Raw genomic sequence first — 20,147 nt, forward strand, 5'->3', positions numbered from 1 at the left:
ACAGTCATTGATAATAAACTGCTTCTGTCTTGCTTTCCTTTTGTATTATAATTAAAAAGTTTATCATTTTCCGTGACGTATGTCACATAAAAAAAAGACGTAAGTTTCCCTACGTCTTAATTCTGCCAGTTTCATCACTCAATTACATCCTCTTATCATATTCTTCCACTTCTGTCCGCGTTACTCGTTTTATATTCTGTTTTTTCAGACGCAAATAGACATATTCGCGAAAAATAGTATAAAACACCGATACAGTCGGAATAAAAATGAGCATACCTACTATTCCCATAAGATTTCCACCGATTGTCACTGCCGCCAGCACCCAAATCGACGGAAGGCCAACAGATCCGCCAACAACATGCGGGTAGATCAGATTACCTTCAATCTGCTGTAAGAGTAAGAATATAATAATAAATAAAACTGCTTGTTTTGGACTTACCATGAAGATCAAAAAACTACCCACTGCACATCCAATAAAAGCTCCAAAGATAGGAATCAATGCCGTAAATGCAATCAAAATTCCAATCAATAGTGCATATGGAATTTTTAAAACCCCTAAGGTAATGACAAACATGGTACCAAGGATCACTGCTTCAAGGCACTGTCCGGTAATAAAATTTGCAAATGTTCTATATGTAAGAGAACATATTTTCAAAAATGCATCTGCTTTTTGTCTTGGGATAAAAGCAAATACCACTTTTCTTACCTGTATATATAATCTTTCTTTCTGAAAAAGAATATAGCACGCAAAAGAAAATGCAATAAAAAAGGTCGCTAATCCACTGGCAATGGAACCTAATGCTGACATCGTTGTGTTCATCATATTTCCAGCCCCATTCCCAAGAATACTTATCCCCCATTTGATTGCCTGATCAGGATCAAACTGAAGTTGATTTACCAATTTCATAATTTCCTGATTATCATGTGAAAACTCACGAATCCAGTTTTGCATCTGTGGGATAAAGTCAGCAATTCTTGTCATCAGACTTCCGGTTGTCTGTGTTAGTTGTGGAATTACTCCAAACATAACCAGTCCAATCACACCGACCAGTAATATAATTGTAAGAAACAAACTTACCGGTCTTGCTAATTTTTTAGCCCATTTATTGTTTTCTTTTATCTTTCCAAGAATTATCTTTTCCAAGAAGCTCATTGGCACATTGATCACAAATGCAATTGCGCCACCAAGTGCAAAAGGAAATATGATTTTCCATATTTCCTTTAGTGCTTCAATCACTACATCAAATTTCCACAAGGCAACTACAAGCAGCGCTGTAAACACAATAAGCTCTCGAACTTTTTTTATAGATATTTTACTAAAATTCACTATCTCTCCCCATTTTTTCTAAATTTCATACGTATATATTTAAGCAATTGTATAATCAAGAGACTGACAAACGCATACAAATATACACCTCCAAGCTGTATCAAATTCAGAGTTTCCACCTTAAATACCCGATGTAATCCCGGAATTGTCAGTACTGCTGTAATTAATACTGCACCAAGTACAAATGCTCCCTGCAACCATTTATTATTAAAGAATACTTTTGTAAAAATAACCGGATGATCTGATTTGCAGTTAAATCCATGAAACAAACGAGCCAGACAAAGAGTTCCGAAAGCATATGTACTTCCGAGTAATACGCCATCATGATGATAGCCTGTCAAGAAACCGATCATTGTCATAGCTCCGATCACAAACCCTTCCAGTCCGATCTTACTAAGAAAATCTTTTGTCAATATCGATTCATCTGCAGATCTTGGCTTCTCGTTCATCACTTCACTTCTATGTGGTTCCATTCCTAATGCAATTGCCGGAAGACTATCTGTCAAAAGATTAATAAACAACAAATGTACAGGAGCAAATGGAACTGGTAATCCTGCAATTGATGCACAAAGAACTGCTAAGATTGCACCAAAATTTCCTGATAAAAGAAACTGTATGGCATTCTTAATGTTCTGATATAAATTTCGGCCATTTTCTACTGCTTTTACTATCGTTGCAAAATTATCATCTGTAAGCACCATCGCTGCCGCATCTTTTGCAACTTCTGTTCCGGTAATTCCCATTGCAACTCCAATATCTGCCTGCTTCAAGGCTGGAGCGTCATTGACGCCATCTCCAGTCATAGCCACTATTTTTCCTTTTTCCTGCCATGCCCGGACAATACGGATTTTATGTTCCGGTGACACTCTCGCATATACAGAAATATTTGGAACAAACTCTCTTAATTCTTCATCACTCATTTTTTCTATATCTGCACCCTCACAGGCCTCAGATAAATCATGCAATATGCCAACTCTCTTAGCAATTGCTGCTGCTGTGATTTTATGATCTCCTGTGATCATAACCGGCCTGATTCCTGCTTTTATACATTCTGTAACTGCAGTTTTTGATTCTTCTCTCGGCGGATCCATCATTGCAATCAAGCCAAGAAATACCAGGTGATTCTCATCTTCTATAGTTAATGTGTGATTCTCTGGAATTTCACGATAAGTAAACGCCAATACTCTCAGACCTTCCATTGAAAACTCCTGATTTTGACATTGGATTCTATCTTTATCTTCAGCTGTAATATCTCGAACCCCATCTTTTGTCCAGATTCGTTCTGTCCGTTCCAGAAGATTGTCAACTGCACCTTTTACTATAATTCGATCTTCACCATCTATCAGATGACGCGTTGACATCATTTTTCGATCACTGTCAAACGGAAGTTCTCCTATCCTCGGATATTGTTTTCTTACTCCTGCAGCCTCTACGCCATATCTGCTTCCCAGATTGATCAATGCTGTTTCTGTTGGATCTCCGATTTCTACTCCATTTTCATTTGTCGAGTCATTACATAAAATACTGTATTCTAAAAGACATCTGTGTGCTGGATCTGTTATGTCAATTGCCGCTGCTGGAATCCTTTTTCCATCTATATAGTAATCTTCAACTGTCATTTTATTTTGTGTAAGCGTTCCTGTCTTATCTGAACAGATAACAGAAACACTTCCAAGCCCTTCTACTGCCTGAAGTTTACGAATGATTGCGTGCTCTTTCGCCATTTTCTGAGTTCCAAATGAAAGAACAATTGTCACGATAGAGCTTAATGCTTCCGGAATTGCAGCGACTGCAAGTGCTACTGCAAACATAAATGCACTGCTGATTTTTTCACCCCGGAATACATTGATTGCAAATAAGAATCCACAGAAAATCAGAATCAAAATAGAAAGCTTCTTTCCAAAGACTTCCAGACTTGCCTGAAGTGGTGTCTGTTTTTCCGACGTTGATTTTAGAAGTCCTGCAATCTTTCCAACTTCCGTCTGCATTCCTATGTCAGTCACAACTGCTCTGCCACGACCATATGTCACAAAGCTGCCTGAAAACAGCATATTTTTCCGATCGCCAAGGGGGACTTCCGTTGGTATAGTCTCCATGCTCTTCTCAACTGCCAGGCTCTCTCCGGTAAGTGCACTCTCATCAACCTTGAGACTTGCATTTTCAATCAATCTTCCATCCGCTGGAATCATGTCACCTGCTTCAAGCAGTATCACATCTCCAATAACCAGTTCCCTGGCTGGAATCTGAACAACTGCTCCATCACGCAGTACCTTTGCCTCCGGGCCAGAAAGCTTCTTTAAACTTTGTAAAGATTGTTCCGCTTTTACCGTTTGTACTGTTCCCAAAATTGCATTGATCGTAATAACAATTACAATAACAGCCGCACTTTCAGCATCGCCCAGAATACCTGATATAACTGCTGATGCAATTAAAATCAGAACTAAGAAATCCCTATACTGTTCCAGGAAAATCTGCAGGATACTTTTCTTATTTCCCTCTGCGAGTTCATTCCATCCACACTTTTCTCTGGAAGATTTCACCTGTTCGCTCGTAAGACCTGATATGCTGCCCTTCACTCGCCTAAATACTTCTTCTACTGTCTCTTGATAGATTTCTTTCATCACTTATGCCTCCTCGTTTCATAAATATCTGTTGTTTTTTATGCAATGAAAGATCTTTTTTATAAAAATGTATAAAAAAAGAAACCCTTATTGCATAACAAAAATGCAATAAAAGTCTCACCATTTTCTTGTGACACCGGATGTTTCCACCGTACTGACGATACCACAAACGCAGATTTAAAAAGCGTAGGTTACTCCCCTTTATTATGTATAATCATATATCAGATCAATATTACTGTCAAGCAGTTCCTACGCCTTATAAATCAAACCTATTATTATTTGGATTTTATCTTATCAAAAGCCACAAAATATTCGAAAGAACAGGTTGCACAATTGTAAACATTAATTGCCGAGTTGTCGTCCAATGCTTGATAACCGTTCAGGAGATATATTTTTTTTGCAGTTTTTATTTCATTTCTCCCTCATTTGCTTCTTCAAGAATAATCTGCTCCTGAACTGCCGCCTCCGCATACTGAACATGGAGGACTGCCTGCGGCCAGTTTATACTAACCATCGCTGTCTTACCTTTTTCCATACCAGCTTTACGGATTAATTCCAGCAATTCCCCCAGGATTTCTTTTGTAAGATAACCGCCTCTCCAGTGGAAAACCAGTGTTTTTCCCTTCTTTGCAGCCTGCAAAGACCGCTTATAAACGTCTTCCTTTTTTGTAAAAGAAAGCTTCTTTTCTTTATAATAAAAATGCTCATGGTCTGTGCAGTGAGGTGCAGGTGCTATAAGCGGTTCATGATCACGAAAAACCTGCTGATCATCCAGATTAAAATAATCATACCGGATCTCGGTATTTTCGCAGCCTTTTCCAAGGCTGTTATCAAATGTCGCATCAAGATGATAATATGTACCATTTATTTTCACAATATTCCACGTATGCCTGTATTTAATCCCTTTGTCAGGATTATTGTCACAAATGGCAATGATACACCACACTCCCAATGCATCCAGAAGAACTTTTACAGCCTTGGCAATTCCCTCACAAACACCAACTCCCTGTCCGAGAGGACCGATAATTTCATGTGAATAAGCTTTTTTCAGTTTGTCATAGCGAACATTTTCGCAGATAAAATCATGAACATATTTTTCTTTTTCCCACTCAGACAGCTTCTGTACCGGACGGACAAGTTTCTCTGTCCTCGCTGCCATGGCCTTCTGATGTTCACGGATTTTATTTTTGTCAAAAAGATATTCCGGTACAAAAATCAGATTGGGGGAATCTTTGTAATAACGATATTTATAACTGGTTACCCAGAATACTTCTGGATGGTCCAGCCTCATCTGAAAAAAGATATTATAGAGTTCCTCTCCGGAAACCGCCGGAATCTGAAATTCATCTGAGAGATTTTTCACTCCTGAAAGAATATTGTGATAAACAGTCTGCTGTACCTTGCTCATATGATTATAATAATATTGTTCCATCTTTATCTCCAGGTTTTGTATATCTACGGCTGATTTCCAGTCATTGACTGTTTACCGCTTCTTTCTTCTTTAGTTATAATATTTTTACAGGTCTGAATCTCAGATAATCCGCTGAAACCAGCCTGTATATGATACCATTTACTTCACCTTTAAAGCTGTCATCATACCGTTCTTTTCCATGGCAGTGTGAATAAATCACCTGTTCAGCGCCATACGCTTCTGCCATCTGTGTAAAAGGGCTTTCCTGCTCTCCGATTGTCGTTGGAGGATAATGAAGAAACATAATAAATTTATCGTATCCAGCCGCTTTTGCTTTTTCAAAAGAAAGCTTAAGTCTCTCCAGTTCACGGTCACGAATTTTCAGAAAATGCTCAACCGAATCCTTTCCCTCATAACAATACCCCTTTGTCCCTACAAGTGCATAATTTTCATAATTATAGTAATTATTTTGAAGGAACTCCAGCTGTCCATTAAAATGGTCATTCAATTTTTCTGTTTTCTTTACATCCCAGAACATATCATGATTTCCCCGCAAAAGAATCTTGCGCCCCGGAAGCTCTATTATAAACCTGAGATCTTCTTCACATTCTTCAAGATCCCTGCCCCAGCTGTGATCTCCGGTGATGATGATTGTATCCGTATCCTTCACAGCTTTTCTTACATACTTCTGGATTTTCTGTTCATGATTTTTCCATATAGGATCAAAAATCTCCATCGGCTTATCCACTGTAAATGCCAGATGAAAATCTCCCATCGCCCATAATGACATTGCATTCACCTCAGTTGCGTTATTTGCGTTCTTACTTCACATTCTTTCCCAGTGTTTCCAGTTCTTCCATTACATCTGCATTTTCTGCCAATTCATCTTTCCCATTAGCGGAATATGATTTACTGAACAAAATATCCCAGGATAAATATTCTGCCATACATTCAAACTGTTTTCCGATCAGCTCATACTGAATATTGTCTGTCGATGCACCTCCAACAACAATAAAGCCGACCTTTTTGCCTTTCATCTGCATTCCACGGCAATAGCATTTATCAATTACAAGTTTCAACTGTCCTGTCATTCCCCACCAATAAACCGGCGTTGCAAAAAGAATCATATCTGCTGCCGCAATCTTATCAATCGTTGGATTGGTGTCATCTTTGGCCACACAGCCTTTGTGACACTGACAGACTCCACACCCCATACATGGAGAAATATTCAGCTTGTCCGGTGCAATAATTTCAATCTCATTTTTCTCTCCTGCACCTTTCACAAAAGCATTAATTGCTGTTAATGTATTTCCTTTTCTCGCACTTCCATTAATTACTATGATTTTCATAATTTTCCCTCTTTCTTCTTGCTTTTATAAAATTTTACAGACTCGAATTTCAGATAATCTGCCTCCGCACATTTCCATAAATAACAGCAGCCCATTTTCATCCTGCCGAATATATCGTTGGTTGATTGCTATCCAAAGCAATTAATAAAAAGATTTTCTATTCCGATATATGTATGAGCTGAATAGGATGGTGTACTATTCTTTTTCCTATACGAATAATTCCAACAGCCTTTTTCACTACAGAACTGATCAGATATTGGCATAAAAATCACTAATGCAATAATCGCAATTAAATGTGGGATATAAAACTCCTGCTATAAAAAAGCCCCACTCCATAACCAATCCATCAGTTATTCGAAGCAAAGCTTTTCTGTTATTTTTATGAGAAAGTCATAAATCCCATATGAAATTTATCTTACAATCTCCACCTGGCAGGCTTCCATGGCCTTCAGTGCATTTTCGTGGCTTTCCGGGGTCACTCCTGCACAGCATGATGCATCAACGATGATCGAAACTTCCGGAAGGGAAGCCTTCACAAGAAGCGCATTGGAAATTACACAGATATCTGTACATAATCCCACAAAGGTAATACTGCTTATTTCATTATCTTCATTCATCGCCACCAGTTCACCTGCCAGATCTGTTGAACCAAATGTATCTTTGTCAATCGGCTTTGTTTTTCTGAATTTGTCCAGTTCACTTCTGATCTCCCAGCCTTCTGTATTTCTGATACAGTGAGGTACCGGAAGTTTCTTACCTTCCTGTGTTTCCAGATACCATGATTCATGAGTATCTCTTGTAAAAAGAACAATTCCGTCGAAGTTTCGGATTTTTTCTTCTACCTTCGGAACAATTGCAACTGCTTCCTTCGTTCCAAGTGCACCGTCAATGAAATCATTCTGCATATCAACAACTACTAAAATATCCTGCATGATTTTGCTCCTTCCGTCTTTTTGTTATTTATTTAATGATACTGATTTCTTTGTTCAGCACGCTGTCTGTAAGTGCGCCTTTGTAATATGGATCCAGTGACTGGTAAACAGCCTCTGTGGACACTGCACGTGCAACCATCTCTATCTTGTCTCTCTTGCATACTTCCAGTAGCTCAGGGCTGATGCTGGAAGAATAGCAATAAAGCGTGACTGTGTTTTCCGGAGTCTGCAGATTACGCATCCGCTGAAGTATAGCTTCACTTATATGCGAACTGGTGATGTATCCGACATCTGCTGTCGGATCTACATCTCTCACCATCTCCATAAATGCGTATCCGAAAGAAAACCAGGAAATCTCATCCTCCATATTCACACTGCAGGCAATGTCATACATCTTTGCAATGTTTTCTCTGTTCATTCCATAGCAGTTTTTCAGTTCCACATAAGGATGAAGTCCGTACTGTCTGCACAGAATAAGAAATTCCTCAAAAGAAGGAATCTTTTCACCGGTGTACATCGGACTTTTCCATGAACCAAAATCCAGCTGCCGTGCTTCTTCATATGTATATAATTTTATTTTCCCATGACCATTGGATGTCTGTTCAGTTGTTGCATTATGAATAATCACTGGTACATTGTCTTTTGTAAAATGTATATCACATTCCACTGCTTTGTATCCGTATTCTGCTGCAGTGCGGAATGCCGCCAGTGTATTCTCCGGTGCAATCTTGCGATATCCCCGGTGTGATATCAGAACCGGTCTTTTGCCATTATATGCCGGATCCGAAGTTACCTGTGGTACAGGTGTCGGACTTGGACTTGGTGTCGGTGTCGGTGCTACAGTTTTTTTCTTTACATTAACTGTACATTTATATGTTTTTTTGTTACGGCCTCTGCAGGTAATCGTTACTGTACCTGCTTTTTTTGCCCTGACTACACCGTTTTTCGTGACTGTCGCCACTGATTTCCGCGAGGTTTTCCACAAGACAACTTTTGTTCCATTGAGTTTCAGTTTATATGTCTGTCCTGGATTCAGAGTTATTTTTTTCTTATTGATGTATGGCTTCTTGACATTTATCCAGATTTTCTGATAGCCTTTTTTCTTATATACTTTGATGAAAGTTTTTCCGGCACGTTTCGGGATAACGATTCCGTTCTGTTTCACCTGCGCTATTTTTTTGTTTTTGCTGACCCATTTACGGGCTCCGCTGACTTTCAGTTTGTAGGTCTGACCAATGTACATGTTTCTGGTAGCAGCCTGTACAGTAATACCGGTCGAAAGTATCAAAAGTATCATCAATGCAAGCCAGAATACTTTCTTTTTTGATTTCATCTCTTTCTTTTACTCCTCCAAAATTTCCCACTCTTATATAAACACTATTTTAAAATGTTTTTAACATTTCCGCAATACTTAATATCGTAAAAAAATCCTCTGAATTATAAAAAACGGACTCCACATTTTTAATGTGAAATCCGATTTTATAAATCTTCACCTGCATTTTTACAGAAGATTCTCATATAGAAATACCATTACAGGCATCGTCACGATCGACAGCAGTGTTGTCAGCACGTAGAGTGTACTGGAATAAGCAGCGTCTTTATCATACAGCTGGGCCATTGATGTAACAGTCGCACAGGCAGGTGTCACAGACGCCAGATACACTGTCAGCAGAATCTGCCTGGCATCAGTCATTGCACTGAAACTGTATATTACCTTCAACAGGACAAGTGTCAGGATCGGATATACAAAAAGTCTGAGAACCGTTGACAGATAATTTCTTTTTCTTGTAAATACAGTCTTAAGCGGCACTTCAGCAATTACCATTCCTGCAAGAAGCATGCCTAACGGACCAATCATGTTGTTCATCATATCCAGGACATCCTGAACACCTGCCGGCAGCTGTATTCTGCATGCAAAAAGAACCACTCCGATTATTATGGATATAATATTTATATTCAGAAGAATTTTTTTCCAGTCCGGTTTTTCTTCTTCACAGAGCATGTTTTTGCAGTGCGTCCACAGAAGAATCAGCTGGACCGTAATAAAAGCACTGGAATAGATCACATATTCCTGTCCCAGAAGTTTCTGAACAAGAGGTATAACCAGAATTCCCGCATTTGGATAGATTACTGTAGCCCGTTCAATGATATCAAGTTTCAAAATGCCCTTCAGCATCGCTGTAACGGCCAGAAACAGGATATGAACTGCAACAGCTGCCGCACATGCAAGGATCAGTCCTTTTTGTATTTCCGGGGTATATTCAACCTGAAACGCATTGATGATCGTACATGGAATAACAAGATATACAAGAATTACGGATACGCTTTTGCTTTCAGATGCTTTCATCAGTCCGGCTTTAACTACCACATAACCCATGATCATTATTGCAAAAAGTTTTGCAATTTCCTCCATTAACAATAAACTGATCTGCATTTTAGTTTTGTCCTCTCTGATCTTTATGGTGAAGTAATGTCACACTTCTCGCCGGAAGATAAATTTTTACAGATCCGGCTGACGCTTCAATCTGTTCCGGTGCATCTGTGTATCCGTCCTGGCCTGACTGTATCACTCTTGTCAGCAGAGTTTTCTCCAGTCTGCTGACACCGCAGGGCCATACTTCCAGCATTACTTCTCTCCCTTCTTCTCTGTTGTTTATAGCTACGATCATCTGTTCAATGTGAGAAAATCTTGCATAAGCCAGTCCCTGATAATCATTCCATAGAAATTTCAGAGAACCACTCCTCAGGATTTTGTATTCTTTATGAATCTTTATCATCTTTCTGTAAAATTCAAGAAGGTCTCTGTCCTCATGTCCCCACGGATATGTTCTTCTGTTGTCAGGATCTGTAAAACCACATACTCCGGCTTCATCGCCATAATATACAGTAGGTGCACCCGGCCAGGTCATCTGGATACCAATGGCTTCCCTCATGATCGCTGTATTTATATTTTCTGAAGCAGCTTCTGCACCTGCATAAGAAACTCTTCCCACCCTGCGGTTTGTTCTTGTAAGGAAACGTGAATGATCATGATTGGAAAGTTCATTCATGGCAGTATGAAGGGCTGACATATGAAGAGAACGCATATGATTTTTCATTGCCCCGATAAACGCATCGCTGTTTCCATAAAGGTCTTCTCTATATTCGTCACTGTGTTTTTCCATTCCGGTCAGAAACCAGGTGACAGGTTCCATAAATGCATCATAGTTCATTACAGAATCCCATTCATCTCCCTGAAGCCAACCTTCCGGGTTTCCATAATGCTCTGCAAGGATCAGTGCCTCCGGATTTGCACTTTTTACAGCTTTGCGGAAATCTTTCCAGAATTTATGATTAAACTCATTGCTGTGTCCCAGATCAGCTGCCACATCCAGTCTCCATCCGTCTACATTGAACGGTGGTGAAACCCATTTTCTGGCAACTTCCAGTACATAATCATATAATTTCTGAGATTCTTCATAATTCAGTTTCGGCAGTGTATCGTGCGTCCACCATCCATCATAGGAAATGTTGTACGGCCATGCCCACTCATCATTGAATTTAAAAAAGCTTCTATACGGACTGTCCGCCGAAATATAAGCACCCGGTGCATAACCTTCCTGTCCTTCATAGATTCTTTCTCTGTCCATCCACTTGTTAAAAGAACCGCAGTGGTTAAATACTCCATCAAGGATAATTTTCATTCCACGTTTGTGAATTTCATCTACAAGATGTGCCAAAAGCTCATTGCTTGCCTCAAGATTCTTTTTGTCTGTTACTCTTTTGATATATTTTGTGGCATGTGAATTGTCTTTATCACCAGGAGCCAGAAGTCCCTCCCCATCTTCAACAATTTTTCCATAATGAGGGTCTACATAATCATAATCCTGACAGTCATATTTATGATTACTTGGGGATACAAAAATCGGATTCAGATAAAGTACCTCGACCCCCAGTCCCTGCAGATAGTCAAGTTTATCAATGATGCCCTGGATATCTCCGCCGTAAAACTCCCGGACTCCCATAACTGCAGGTGTTTTTGACCAGTTAAGTACTCTTTCCACATGTTCTCCTATATAGGAATATTCATCTGTCTGTACATCATTCTGTGTATCACCATTATAAAAGCGATCCACAAAAATCTGGTACATAACAGCACCTTTTGCCCAGTCTGGCGTATTATAGCCAGGATATATCTCGAATTCATCTCTTTCCTGTATTTCACTACAGACACCATGTGAAGCATAAAAACAGGTTACACTTCCATATATGATTTCAAAATGATATCGGTACACTGTGTCTGGCATCTGTATCTTTGTTTCATAATAATCAAAGCCTTTTACAGTTTTGTATATTTTCATTTTCTGTTTCTGTTCTCCGGAAACAAGATATACCGCATCTACATTATTTTTCTGGGTTCGAAAACTGATCATCACCATCTGACCTGCCTCAGGCTCTGTCGGATTTCTGTAATATTTTGTCCCATCGCTGAACAGTGCTCCCTCATTGAGAACAGGTCTCATATTCAGGATATACTGCATTTTTCTGGTGATATCCTCATTTTCAAATTCCATATATAAATTCCTCTCTATTCTTAAGCATATGCATATTCTTTTTTATTGTTCACGGTAATTATTCTAGTCCATAATTACTCAATATACAACATCAAAAACCACAAAAAAAGCCAATACATTTCGTCATTTGTTTTACTGTCACCACACATATTTTTTCATAGAAAAAAAGACAGCGGGATAAGCTGTCTTTTTTTGGAGAAGGTATTTCTTCTTATGGGGTGTAGCAAAAACTATATAATGTATTGGGGGGTTTTTACGATATATATAATAGCATGAGTCAACGAATAAGTGTGCACAAAGTTCACAAAATTCATTATTGTTTTTTGTTTATATTGTATATGCTATTTTTATACTGTTTCGTTTTCCCCTGTAAAAAGTGCCTCAAACTCATCTCTCTGCACCTTTTCCTTCTCTAAAAGGAGGGCTGCACACTTATGAAGTACGTCCATATGCTGAGAAATAATTTCTTTTGCTTTCTCATGGCACTCATCAATGATCTGATGAATTTCCTGGTCAATTTCTTTTGCTACTTCTTCACTGTATCCTCTGGTATGTGCCAGATCTCTTCCGATAAATACCTCGTCACTGTCATCGCCATAGGCAATCAGACCGAGTTTATCAGACATACCATACTGCATTACCATCGATCTTGCTGTGGAAGTTGCACGTTTGATATCGTTCGATGCACCTGTAGTAATATCTCCAAAGATAAGTTCCTCTGCGACACGTCCACCCAGAAGTGTTGTAATATCCTGAAGCATCTTGCCTTTTGTGTTAAAAATGTCATCATTTTCCGGAAGCGGCATTGTATAACCGGCAGCTCCTATTCCTGTCGGAATAATGGAAATTGTATAAACAGGATCCATATCCGGAAGTACATGGAAAAGAATCGCATGTCCTGCTTCATGATAAGCAGTGATTTTTTTCTCTTTTTCTGAAATGACCTTGCTTCGCTTCTCTGCACCGATACCGACTTTAATGAATGCATGTTTGATATCAGACTGTGTGATATAACTCCTGCTTTCTTTTGCTGCCATAATTGCAGATTCATTCAGAAGATTTTCAAGATCCGCTCCTGTAAATCCTGCTGTTGTCTGGGCAATCTGAGCAAGATCTACATCTTCTCCCAACGGTTTGTCTTTTGCATGTACGCGGAGAATTTCCTCACGCCCTTTAATATCCGGTCTTCCAACTGCTACTTTACGATCAAAACGTCCCGGACGAAGGATAGCCGGATCAAGGATATCCACACGGTTTGTAGCAGCCATTACGATGATTCCCTCATTAACGCCAAAACCATCCATCTCGACCAGAAGCTGGTTCAGTGTCTGTTCTCTTTCATCATGACCGCCGCCCATGCCGGTTCCACGCTGTCTGGCAACTGCATCAATCTCATCAATAAAAATAATACATGGTGCATGTTTCTTGCCTTCCTCAAAAAGGTCTCTGACCCTGGAAGCTCCAACACCTACAAACATTTCCACGAAATCAGAGCCGGAAATAGAGAAGAACGGTACTCCTGCCTCACCGGCAACTGCCTTTGCAAGAAGAGTTTTTCCTGTTCCCGGAGGGCCTACAAGAAGAACCCCCTTCGGTATTCTTGCACCTACATTTGTATATTTCTGAGGTGCTTTAAGGAAGTCTACTACTTCTACAAGGTCTTCTTTTTCTTCTTTAAGTCCTGCTACATTCTGAAAAGTTATTTTTTTGCCGTCCGGAAGCATCATACGTGCACGGCTTTTTCCAAAATTCATCATTTTGGAGTTTCCTCCGCCACCTGCCATCTGCCTGTTCATCATCACAAACAGGAAAATCACAAGCACACCTGTCAGAATCACTGGAAGAAGTGTTGTCATAAAAACACTTTCCTGCGGTACATTCTGGACTTCCGGCTGAATATCATATTTCTGAAGAGTATCCTGAGCCTCGTTGACATCTGTAACATATACTCTTTTCTGGCCCTCACCCTGAATATCTGCTGTTACGGAACCTGTTGGTACTTCACGGTTCTGATAAATTCTGGCTGACGTTATTTTGCCATCCTTTGCTGCCTGTTCCAACGCTTCCATCGTATAATCGCTCTGAGCAGAAACCTGGTTATTCAGATAAAAATATCCCGCAACCAGCATCACGATAAGTACCAGATACAGGCCAATTCTGCTTGGCTGTTTACTCACTTAATGAATCTCCTTTCAATCCTCGTCTAACTCAACCACTCCGATGAACGGAAGGTTTCTGTATTTCTGGGCATAGTCCAGACCATATCCCACAACAAACTCGTCCGGGATATTAAAGCAGCAGTAATCTACCTTTACATCTTTGACTCTTCTTTCCGGTTTGTCCAGAAGTGTGCAGAGATGAATACTGTTTGGATTACGGCCTTTTAAGATCTCGATCAGATAGCTTAATGTTCTTCCTGAATCAATGATATCCTCAACGATCAGAACGTCCTTACCGATCAATGGCTGATCCAAATCTTTGACAATCCTTACAACACCACTTGATTTTGTGTCATCTCCATAGCTGGATACAGACATGAAATCAAGAGATACAGGAACTGTAATCCTCTTTGCAAGTTCACAGGTAAAGAACACACCGCCCTTCAGCACACAGATCAGATGAATTTCTTTTCCTGCATAATCTCTGCTGATTCTTGCTGCAACCTCCCTGATTCTTGCCTCTACTTCTTCTTCGCTGAGCAACACTTTGATTTTTTCACTCATCATAACTTCCTCCTTGGTATTTTATTTCTAATACATTCCTTGTACAGGAAGTAATTTTGTAGCTTTCGCTGAGCCTGCCGCCGACAATCCAGAGAACTTCTTCCCCTGCAGTCACAAGAGGGATCTTGTCTCTTTTTTCTGCCGGGATCTTATCATCGATCATGCATCGTGTGATCTTTTTGTGGTTGCCTTTCTGATTGACAACCATATAATCTCCGTTTCGTCTGGTTCGTACAGTCAATGCGCATTTTATTTTATCACAATCCAGCCATTTCGTATACTTTTTTTCCAAAATCTTCTCACCTGAAAAGGGAAATTTTCTCAATGTAAAAGTTCCGGTGGGCCATTCAACCATCCTGTCCACATTCAGTGTAAATTCTTCAACGTTTTTCTGTTCTTTTTTCTCTGTATCATTTACCAGCACAGCGACTCCACTGTACGTCCGTTGCGCTCTCATGTTGTAGGGAAGATCTGTCTTTTTGCCGGTCTGACATTCAAAAAGCGACCTCACGGAATTTATATGCACAGATGTGATATCTTTTCTGTGTGTGCTGATCTTTTCAAGAATCTCACGTATTCCATAGCTCTGCATGATCAGTTCCTGATCCTGAAATCCGTCACGGATCAGAATTCCGTTTTCGATCTCCTCTGTTAACATCTGTACAGTTTCATGAGCCTGTTTTTCTATATAAGTCTCTGCCTGTTCCAGCAGAATCGCAGTTTCTGCCATATGTTCTACGGTTTTTTCGTTTATTTCTCTTTCCATAAGGGGTAAAATATGCCTGCGGATACGGTTTCTTGTATATTCATCTTCCAGATTACTGCTGTCCACTACATGTGGAAGTTTCTGCTCTTTTATATAATTGTCAATTTCTTTTCGTTCTAAACAGAGAACCGGACGAATCCAGATTCCGTTTACAGGTTTTACAGCTGCAAGACCGCGGATTCCGGTTCCTCTTGCCAGATGATGAAGCATGGTTTCTGCCAGATCGTTTTTGTTATGCGCAAGTGCCACAAGTACAGTGTTATACTGCTTTCCGGCATTCAGCCGTTCTTTTTCAAACGCTTCCCTTCTTACTTTTCGTCCGGCTTCTTCATGTCCCATTTTCCATCGAACAGATAGTTCCGGTACATTATAACTGTATACACTGCAGGAAATCTTTTTTTCTTCACACAACTTTTCTACTGTTTTCTGATCTCTCAGCGCTTCCTGTCCACGTATCCCATGATTCACATGGATAACTTTCAGATCAAATCCCATTTCTTTTTTCAGACGCTCAAGAATATCCAGCATGGTTACTGAATCTGGCCCTCCGGACACACCGGCAAGTACCAGACTGCCTTTATTTATCATTTCCGTCTGACTTATATATTTTCTTACTTTTTCTATGGTTGTATCCTGCACCTGTAACCTCCGTTCCTGTCACTGTATAATCCACTTCTTATTTCTTCAATACATTTGCCACAAGTACAGTCATATCATCCCGTGCTCTGTAATCACTGTATGCCAGTACTCTCTCCAGAATTCCCCTGCTCACTTCTCTTGGTGATTCTTCCTGTATATCCATAATGATTTCTTTCATGGTGTCTTCCTCTCTGTTTACAGGAAGTGCATCCAGTACTCCATCTGTCATCATAATCAGATAGTCTCCATGATAAAGTTTTCTTGAAGTTGTATCGAATTCAATCTGCTGCATAAGACCTGCTGCCAGGCTTTCTGAAGAAATAGCTTCCACCCAGTGATCTCTGCGTATAAAAGTTGCTGCTGCTCCTGCTTTCAGGAAATTGCAGATTCCTGTATAAAGATCAACTGCACAGATATCCACCGTAGAAAACATCCCATCCCTGCCCTTCAGAACAAGTGCGGAATTGACCATTCTGGCTGCTGTTTCCTGGGAAAAACCTGATTCCAGAAACTGTTCCAGAAGTTCTACCACGATCTCACTCTCGCGGCAGGCATCCATCCCGGATCCCATTCCGTCGGAAAGGCACATGACAAATTTTCCCTCATCTTCCTGTCTGCAGATAAAGTTATCTCCCGAAACCTTCTCCTCTTCTCTCGTTATCCTGGCAACTCCGTACAACATCTGATAGCTGACATCTTCCACAAAATGAACGGTGTGGAATTCGCCATTTACGATACAGCGGCTTCCTGATGACGATGTCATTGCACATTCGCAGATTTCCGACAGAATCTGCGAAACTTCTGTCACAGATACGCACTGTCCGCTTCTGGCACGCATGGTAAGAAAAATCTGTCTTCTCCCTTCGGTCCGGTCCATCACCCAGACCTGTCTGACAACAATATGCTTTCTTTTCAGACTTTTGCGTATTTCTTCCTGAAACTCTGGTTCTGCAGCCGTAATGTCATAAAGGTCTTCGGCTACCATTTCCATTATCCTGGCCATTTCTGTCAGCTGCTGTGCAACAGCAAGACGATTTTCAATCATCCGGTTACCCCATACCAGATTCTGTTTTTCCTGCTGAAACCGTTCTTTCAGATTTTCCAGATACTGAACAGATTTTCCGCAAACCTCTGCCCATTTTTTTCGGATTTTTTCTACTTCTTCCGGCTTTCCTTCCTCAAGTGCACGAACCATCGCCGCACCTCCCTGATACAGAGAACCGGCCTGTTCTCCCCAGCATATCTCCCTGTGATAGCAGTTGCTGCACATGCGGTCATTCGTCCCCTGCAGCACTTTTTCCACTTGACCGCTGCTCAGATAATCTTTTCTATATGGCATTCCATAAAAAGTGTCTGCCAGTTTTCTGAATGATTCTGCATAACGTTCAACTTTTTCTTTCTGAGGATGGCTCTCATCCGGAGGAATTGTTTCCTCTTTTTTTGATGTTCTCCCCATCAAAATAGTTTTTGCCATGTCCCGAATGATCAGTGTAATGCTGATCGCGAGCATGGCAATTATCCATTCCTGCATATTCTCCCTCCCCCTCATATTTCATTCAGAAATATTATAGAGGAAAGGTTTTAAAATATCTGTCAAACACAGGCGAAAATTCAAAAAAATATTTCACCAAAAAATGTGTTATTTTTCTTCTTCAAAAACAATTTCATTATCTTTGACAAGTCCGAGCTTATCTCGTGCAACTTCTGCTACATATTCATCAGTCTGCATATATTCTTTCTGTTCGTCTATCTTCTGTGTCCTGTCTTTTTCATTTTCGATAGACTCTTCAAGTGCCGCTGCTTTCGCATCGTACACTGCGATTCGTGCTTCAAGATTTTTACTCTGAACAGTCAGGCCGCCTAAAAGGATCAGTACCACAACAGCTATTGCACCCATACCCAGATAGTTGTTCGCTATTCTCTTGTTATTTTTCCTTTTTTTTGCCCTTTTCAATCCGCTTGCTCCTCTTTACCCACGGAATTCGATTATTATCAGCACCAGCGCAGTCTTCCGTTAGTTTATATGATGAAATTTTACATCTTTTACAGCGAAATAGCAACCTTTTTGCCAAATTTAAAAAAAATTTCACAAAAAGCACTCCCACAGCCACTCCAAGCAACATATATCCACGGATTTTCCCATAATTATAGTGATATGCTGCCGCAAAAAGCAGAATTCCCACAACAATCCAAAAAAATATATCACTGGTCGAAACGAGTACCGGCCGCATTCCCATACAGTTTCGAAGTGCCTTCAGCATGTGATATATCAGTACCAGCATAATCCCGGCAGCCACTGCTCTCACAAAAAGCAGAGCCTCTATTCTCATATATCCACTCATTTTACTGAAACATCCTTTTTACCAGAGATTTTCGGTCCTGCAGCCTGCCATTCGTGGCATAAGTAAGACTGTTGATTTTTCCTTCGATCTGTGCCTCTCCTTTTTCCAAATGTAATTCCTTTACGTGAAGATTCTCGCCTTTTATAAGAAGTCTGCCACATTCTGTAAGCATCTGAATTTCATTTTCGTTAAATGAATCTACTTCTTTTACCCCTGTTACTGTACCGTTTCTGCGATCATTGACCAGCACGCTGTGCTGTCCGGAAGATTTTTTTTCATCCAAAAACCGGTCCCCCACTTTATCATTTACTGATAATTTATGTGAGAGACCGGTTAAATAGACATTTAAAGATAACGGAAAAGATTCTCCGCTTCTTCTTTACGGACAGTTTCTTTTACATCAAGTACTTCAACTTTTACTGCTTTACTGCCAAACTGAATTTCGATTTTATCTCCTGCCTTAACTGAAGCGGAAGCCTTCGCAGGTTTATCGTTGACCAGGACACGTCCTGCATCACAGGCTTCGTTTGCCACTGTTCTTCTTTTGATCAGGCGGGACACTTTTAAAAATTTATCCAGGCGCATAATTTCCTCCATCTGACTGCTTAATAATCTGTTTCAGATTAAAAAAAGGAGGAACACTCAGGTTCCTCCAGATTTTCTTTAAACATTCACAGATTATTCGTTTACCATATCTTTCAGAGCTTTACCAGCTTTGAATTTAGGAGCCTTGGAAGCTGCAATTGTCATTGTTTCTCCAGTCTGAGGATTTCTTCCTTCTCTTGCTGCTCTTTCGCTAACCTCAAATGTACCAAAACCGACTAACTGGATTTTTTCACCTTTTTTTAATTCGGATGCTACAACATCGGTGAAAGATTTTAAAACTGCCTCAACGTCTTTCTTGGAAAGGTTTGTTTCTTTCGCCATAGCTGCTACTAATTCTGTTTTATTCATGGTGTTTCCTCCTCTAAAATACTCTCATTCTAATTTATTGCGTTATGCTTCCCGGCATATGCACGCTATTAAATATTTATATACCTTTTATGTCAAATTGTCAAGGCTTTTCCACCTTATTAATGCCTTGTTTTCGACACATTGGATTCTTGAAGTTTTCTGCTTTTTTCATAACGCTTCAGTTCTTCCCAGGATAATGTTGCTGCTTCTTTATCCTCCGGTGAAAAGATTTTAGGATGGCGAAATTTCATCTTTGAGGTAACACCTGAAATAACATCTTCTAAGTTAAAGCAGCCTTCCTCTTCTGCAATGACGCTGTGAAGCACTATCTGAAAAAGTACATCACCAAGCTCTTCACAGAGATTATCGCTTCCTTCCCCCCGCTTCATCCGGTCGATTCCTTCAAGAACCTCACCGGACTCTTCCATAAGGTACTGTTTCAGGCTTTCATGTGTCTGTATGCTGTCCCATGGACAATTTTTACGAATTTCTCTGACTGTTTCTACAAATTCATCAAATTCCTGCATAAT

At 40.1% G+C, this 20,147-nt stretch carries 19 protein-coding genes; all 19 read right to left on the reverse strand.

What is annotated here, in order from left to right:
- Positions 1-142 precede the first annotated feature (142 nt).
- Positions 143-1,327 (reverse strand): AI-2E family transporter, encoded by a 1,185-nt coding sequence (locus tag ACTNB8_RS08880; RefSeq protein ID WP_441053945.1) that lies wholly within the window; start codon positions 1,325-1,327, stop codon positions 143-145.
- Positions 1,327-3,948, reverse strand: coding sequence for a cation-translocating P-type ATPase (locus tag ACTNB8_RS08885; protein ID WP_441053947.1), 2,622 nt, complete (start codon positions 3,946-3,948; stop codon positions 1,327-1,329). The genes ACTNB8_RS08880 and ACTNB8_RS08885 overlap by 1 nt, the downstream gene beginning before the upstream one ends.
- Positions 3,949-4,354: 406 nt before the next feature.
- On the reverse strand, positions 4,355-5,380 hold the full coding sequence (locus ACTNB8_RS08890) for a transglutaminase domain-containing protein (protein ID WP_441053949.1): 1,026 nt from the start codon (positions 5,378-5,380) through the stop codon (positions 4,355-4,357).
- A gap of 73 nt (positions 5,381-5,453) precedes the next feature.
- The gene (locus ACTNB8_RS08895) at positions 5,454-6,149 is read right to left on the reverse strand and encodes a metallophosphoesterase (protein ID WP_441053951.1); all 696 of its coding nucleotides are present in this window, start codon (positions 6,147-6,149) and stop codon (positions 5,454-5,456) included.
- 31 nt (positions 6,150-6,180) lie between these two features.
- Positions 6,181-6,708 (reverse strand): flavodoxin family protein, encoded by a 528-nt coding sequence (locus ACTNB8_RS08900; RefSeq protein ID WP_441053953.1) that lies wholly within the window; start codon positions 6,706-6,708, stop codon positions 6,181-6,183.
- A 410-nt stretch (positions 6,709-7,118) separates the two neighbouring features.
- A complete protein-coding gene (locus ACTNB8_RS08905) occupies positions 7,119-7,640 on the reverse strand; it encodes a cysteine hydrolase family protein (protein WP_441053955.1) in 522 nt (173 codons plus the stop codon).
- Positions 7,641-7,668: 28 nt separating this feature from the next.
- On the reverse strand, positions 7,669-8,973 hold the full coding sequence (locus tag ACTNB8_RS08910; RefSeq protein ID WP_441053957.1) for a glycerophosphodiester phosphodiesterase family protein: 1,305 nt from the start codon (positions 8,971-8,973) through the stop codon (positions 7,669-7,671).
- Positions 8,974-9,141: 168 nt separating this feature from the next.
- Positions 9,142-10,074: an AEC family transporter gene (locus ACTNB8_RS08915; protein ID WP_441053959.1), complete on the reverse strand. Its 933-nt coding sequence runs from the start codon at positions 10,072-10,074 to the stop codon at positions 9,142-9,144.
- 1 nt (position 10,075) lies between these two features.
- Positions 10,076-12,193 (reverse strand): glycoside hydrolase family 13 protein, encoded by a 2,118-nt coding sequence (locus ACTNB8_RS08920; RefSeq protein WP_441053961.1) that lies wholly within the window; start codon positions 12,191-12,193, stop codon positions 10,076-10,078.
- 347 nt (positions 12,194-12,540) lie between these two features.
- On the reverse strand, positions 12,541-14,322 hold the full coding sequence (gene ftsH, locus ACTNB8_RS08925; protein WP_441054032.1) for an ATP-dependent zinc metalloprotease FtsH: 1,782 nt from the start codon (positions 14,320-14,322) through the stop codon (positions 12,541-12,543).
- A 63-nt stretch (positions 14,323-14,385) separates the two neighbouring features.
- Positions 14,386-14,916, reverse strand: a complete 531-nt coding sequence (hpt, locus tag ACTNB8_RS08930) for a hypoxanthine phosphoribosyltransferase (protein WP_441054034.1) — start codon at positions 14,914-14,916, stop codon at positions 14,386-14,388.
- Complete coding sequence (tilS, locus tag ACTNB8_RS08935; RefSeq protein WP_441053963.1) at positions 14,909-16,321, reverse strand: tRNA lysidine(34) synthetase TilS; 1,413 nt, start codon at positions 16,319-16,321, stop codon at positions 14,909-14,911. The genes hpt and tilS overlap by 8 nt, the downstream gene beginning before the upstream one ends.
- A 37-nt stretch (positions 16,322-16,358) precedes the next feature.
- The gene (locus tag ACTNB8_RS08940) at positions 16,359-17,852 is read right to left on the reverse strand and encodes a SpoIIE family protein phosphatase (protein WP_441053965.1); all 1,494 of its coding nucleotides are present in this window, start codon (positions 17,850-17,852) and stop codon (positions 16,359-16,361) included.
- A 108-nt stretch (positions 17,853-17,960) separates the two neighbouring features.
- Positions 17,961-18,275, reverse strand: a complete 315-nt coding sequence (locus ACTNB8_RS08945) for an FtsB family cell division protein (RefSeq protein ID WP_441053967.1) — start codon at positions 18,273-18,275, stop codon at positions 17,961-17,963.
- On the reverse strand, positions 18,247-18,663 hold the full coding sequence (gene yabQ / locus ACTNB8_RS08950) for a spore cortex biosynthesis protein YabQ (protein ID WP_441053969.1): 417 nt from the start codon (positions 18,661-18,663) through the stop codon (positions 18,247-18,249). The genes ACTNB8_RS08945 and yabQ overlap by 29 nt, the downstream gene beginning before the upstream one ends.
- Before the next feature lies 1 nt (position 18,664).
- On the reverse strand, positions 18,665-18,946 hold the full coding sequence (gene yabP / locus ACTNB8_RS08955; RefSeq protein WP_441053971.1) for a sporulation protein YabP: 282 nt from the start codon (positions 18,944-18,946) through the stop codon (positions 18,665-18,667).
- 62 nt (positions 18,947-19,008) lie between these two features.
- Complete coding sequence (locus tag ACTNB8_RS08960) at positions 19,009-19,248, reverse strand: RNA-binding S4 domain-containing protein (RefSeq protein ID WP_296157172.1); 240 nt, start codon at positions 19,246-19,248, stop codon at positions 19,009-19,011.
- 93 nt (positions 19,249-19,341) lie between these two features.
- Entirely contained in the window at positions 19,342-19,617 is a 276-nt protein-coding gene (locus ACTNB8_RS08965; RefSeq protein ID WP_441053973.1) for an HU family DNA-binding protein, read from the reverse strand.
- Positions 19,618-19,736: 119 nt separating this feature from the next.
- On the reverse strand, positions 19,737-20,144 hold the full coding sequence (locus ACTNB8_RS08970) for a MazG nucleotide pyrophosphohydrolase domain-containing protein (protein ID WP_441053975.1): 408 nt from the start codon (positions 20,142-20,144) through the stop codon (positions 19,737-19,739).
- Positions 20,145-20,147 lie beyond the last annotated feature (3 nt).

This window comes from Blautia sp. HCP28S3_G10 (genome assembly GCF_052065235.1).
In the GTDB taxonomy this organism is placed as follows: Bacteria; Bacillota; Clostridia; order Lachnospirales; family Lachnospiraceae; genus Blautia_A.

Excerpts from the sequence above, each read along its gene's own strand:
- ACTNB8_RS08965 (WP_441053973.1), bottom strand. The coding sequence starts at position 19,617 with ATGAATAAAACAGAATTAGTAGCAGCTATGGCGAAAGAAACAAACCTT.
- ACTNB8_RS08960 (WP_296157172.1), bottom strand. The coding sequence starts at position 19,248 with ATGCGCCTGGATAAATTTTTAAAAGTGTCCCGCCTGATCAAAAGAAGA.
- yabQ (WP_441053969.1), bottom strand. The coding sequence starts at position 18,663 with ATGAGTGGATATATGAGAATAGAGGCTCTGCTTTTTGTGAGAGCAGTG.
- ACTNB8_RS08910 (WP_441053957.1), bottom strand. The coding sequence starts at position 8,973 with ATGAAATCAAAAAAGAAAGTATTCTGGCTTGCATTGATGATACTTTTG.
- ACTNB8_RS08940 (WP_441053965.1), bottom strand. The coding sequence starts at position 17,852 with ATGCAGGAATGGATAATTGCCATGCTCGCGATCAGCATTACACTGATC.
- ACTNB8_RS08970 (WP_441053975.1), bottom strand. The coding sequence starts at position 20,144 with ATGCAGGAATTTGATGAATTTGTAGAAACAGTCAGAGAAATTCGTAAA.
- hpt (WP_441054034.1), bottom strand. The coding sequence starts at position 14,916 with ATGAGTGAAAAAATCAAAGTGTTGCTCAGCGAAGAAGAAGTAGAGGCA.
- ACTNB8_RS08920 (WP_441053961.1), bottom strand. The coding sequence starts at position 12,193 with ATGGAATTTGAAAATGAGGATATCACCAGAAAAATGCAGTATATCCTG.
- ACTNB8_RS08895 (WP_441053951.1), bottom strand. The coding sequence starts at position 6,149 with ATGTCATTATGGGCGATGGGAGATTTTCATCTGGCATTTACAGTGGAT.
- ACTNB8_RS08885 (WP_441053947.1), bottom strand. The coding sequence starts at position 3,948 with ATGAAAGAAATCTATCAAGAGACAGTAGAAGAAGTATTTAGGCGAGTG.
- ftsH (WP_441054032.1), bottom strand. The coding sequence starts at position 14,322 with ATGCTGGTTGCGGGATATTTTTATCTGAATAACCAGGTTTCTGCTCAG.
- ACTNB8_RS08890 (WP_441053949.1), bottom strand. The coding sequence starts at position 5,380 with ATGGAACAATATTATTATAATCATATGAGCAAGGTACAGCAGACTGTT.
- ACTNB8_RS08915 (WP_441053959.1), bottom strand. The coding sequence starts at position 10,074 with ATGCAGATCAGTTTATTGTTAATGGAGGAAATTGCAAAACTTTTTGCA.
- ACTNB8_RS08900 (WP_441053953.1), bottom strand. The coding sequence starts at position 6,708 with ATGAAAATCATAGTAATTAATGGAAGTGCGAGAAAAGGAAATACATTA.
- ACTNB8_RS08905 (WP_441053955.1), bottom strand. The coding sequence starts at position 7,640 with ATGCAGGATATTTTAGTAGTTGTTGATATGCAGAATGATTTCATTGAC.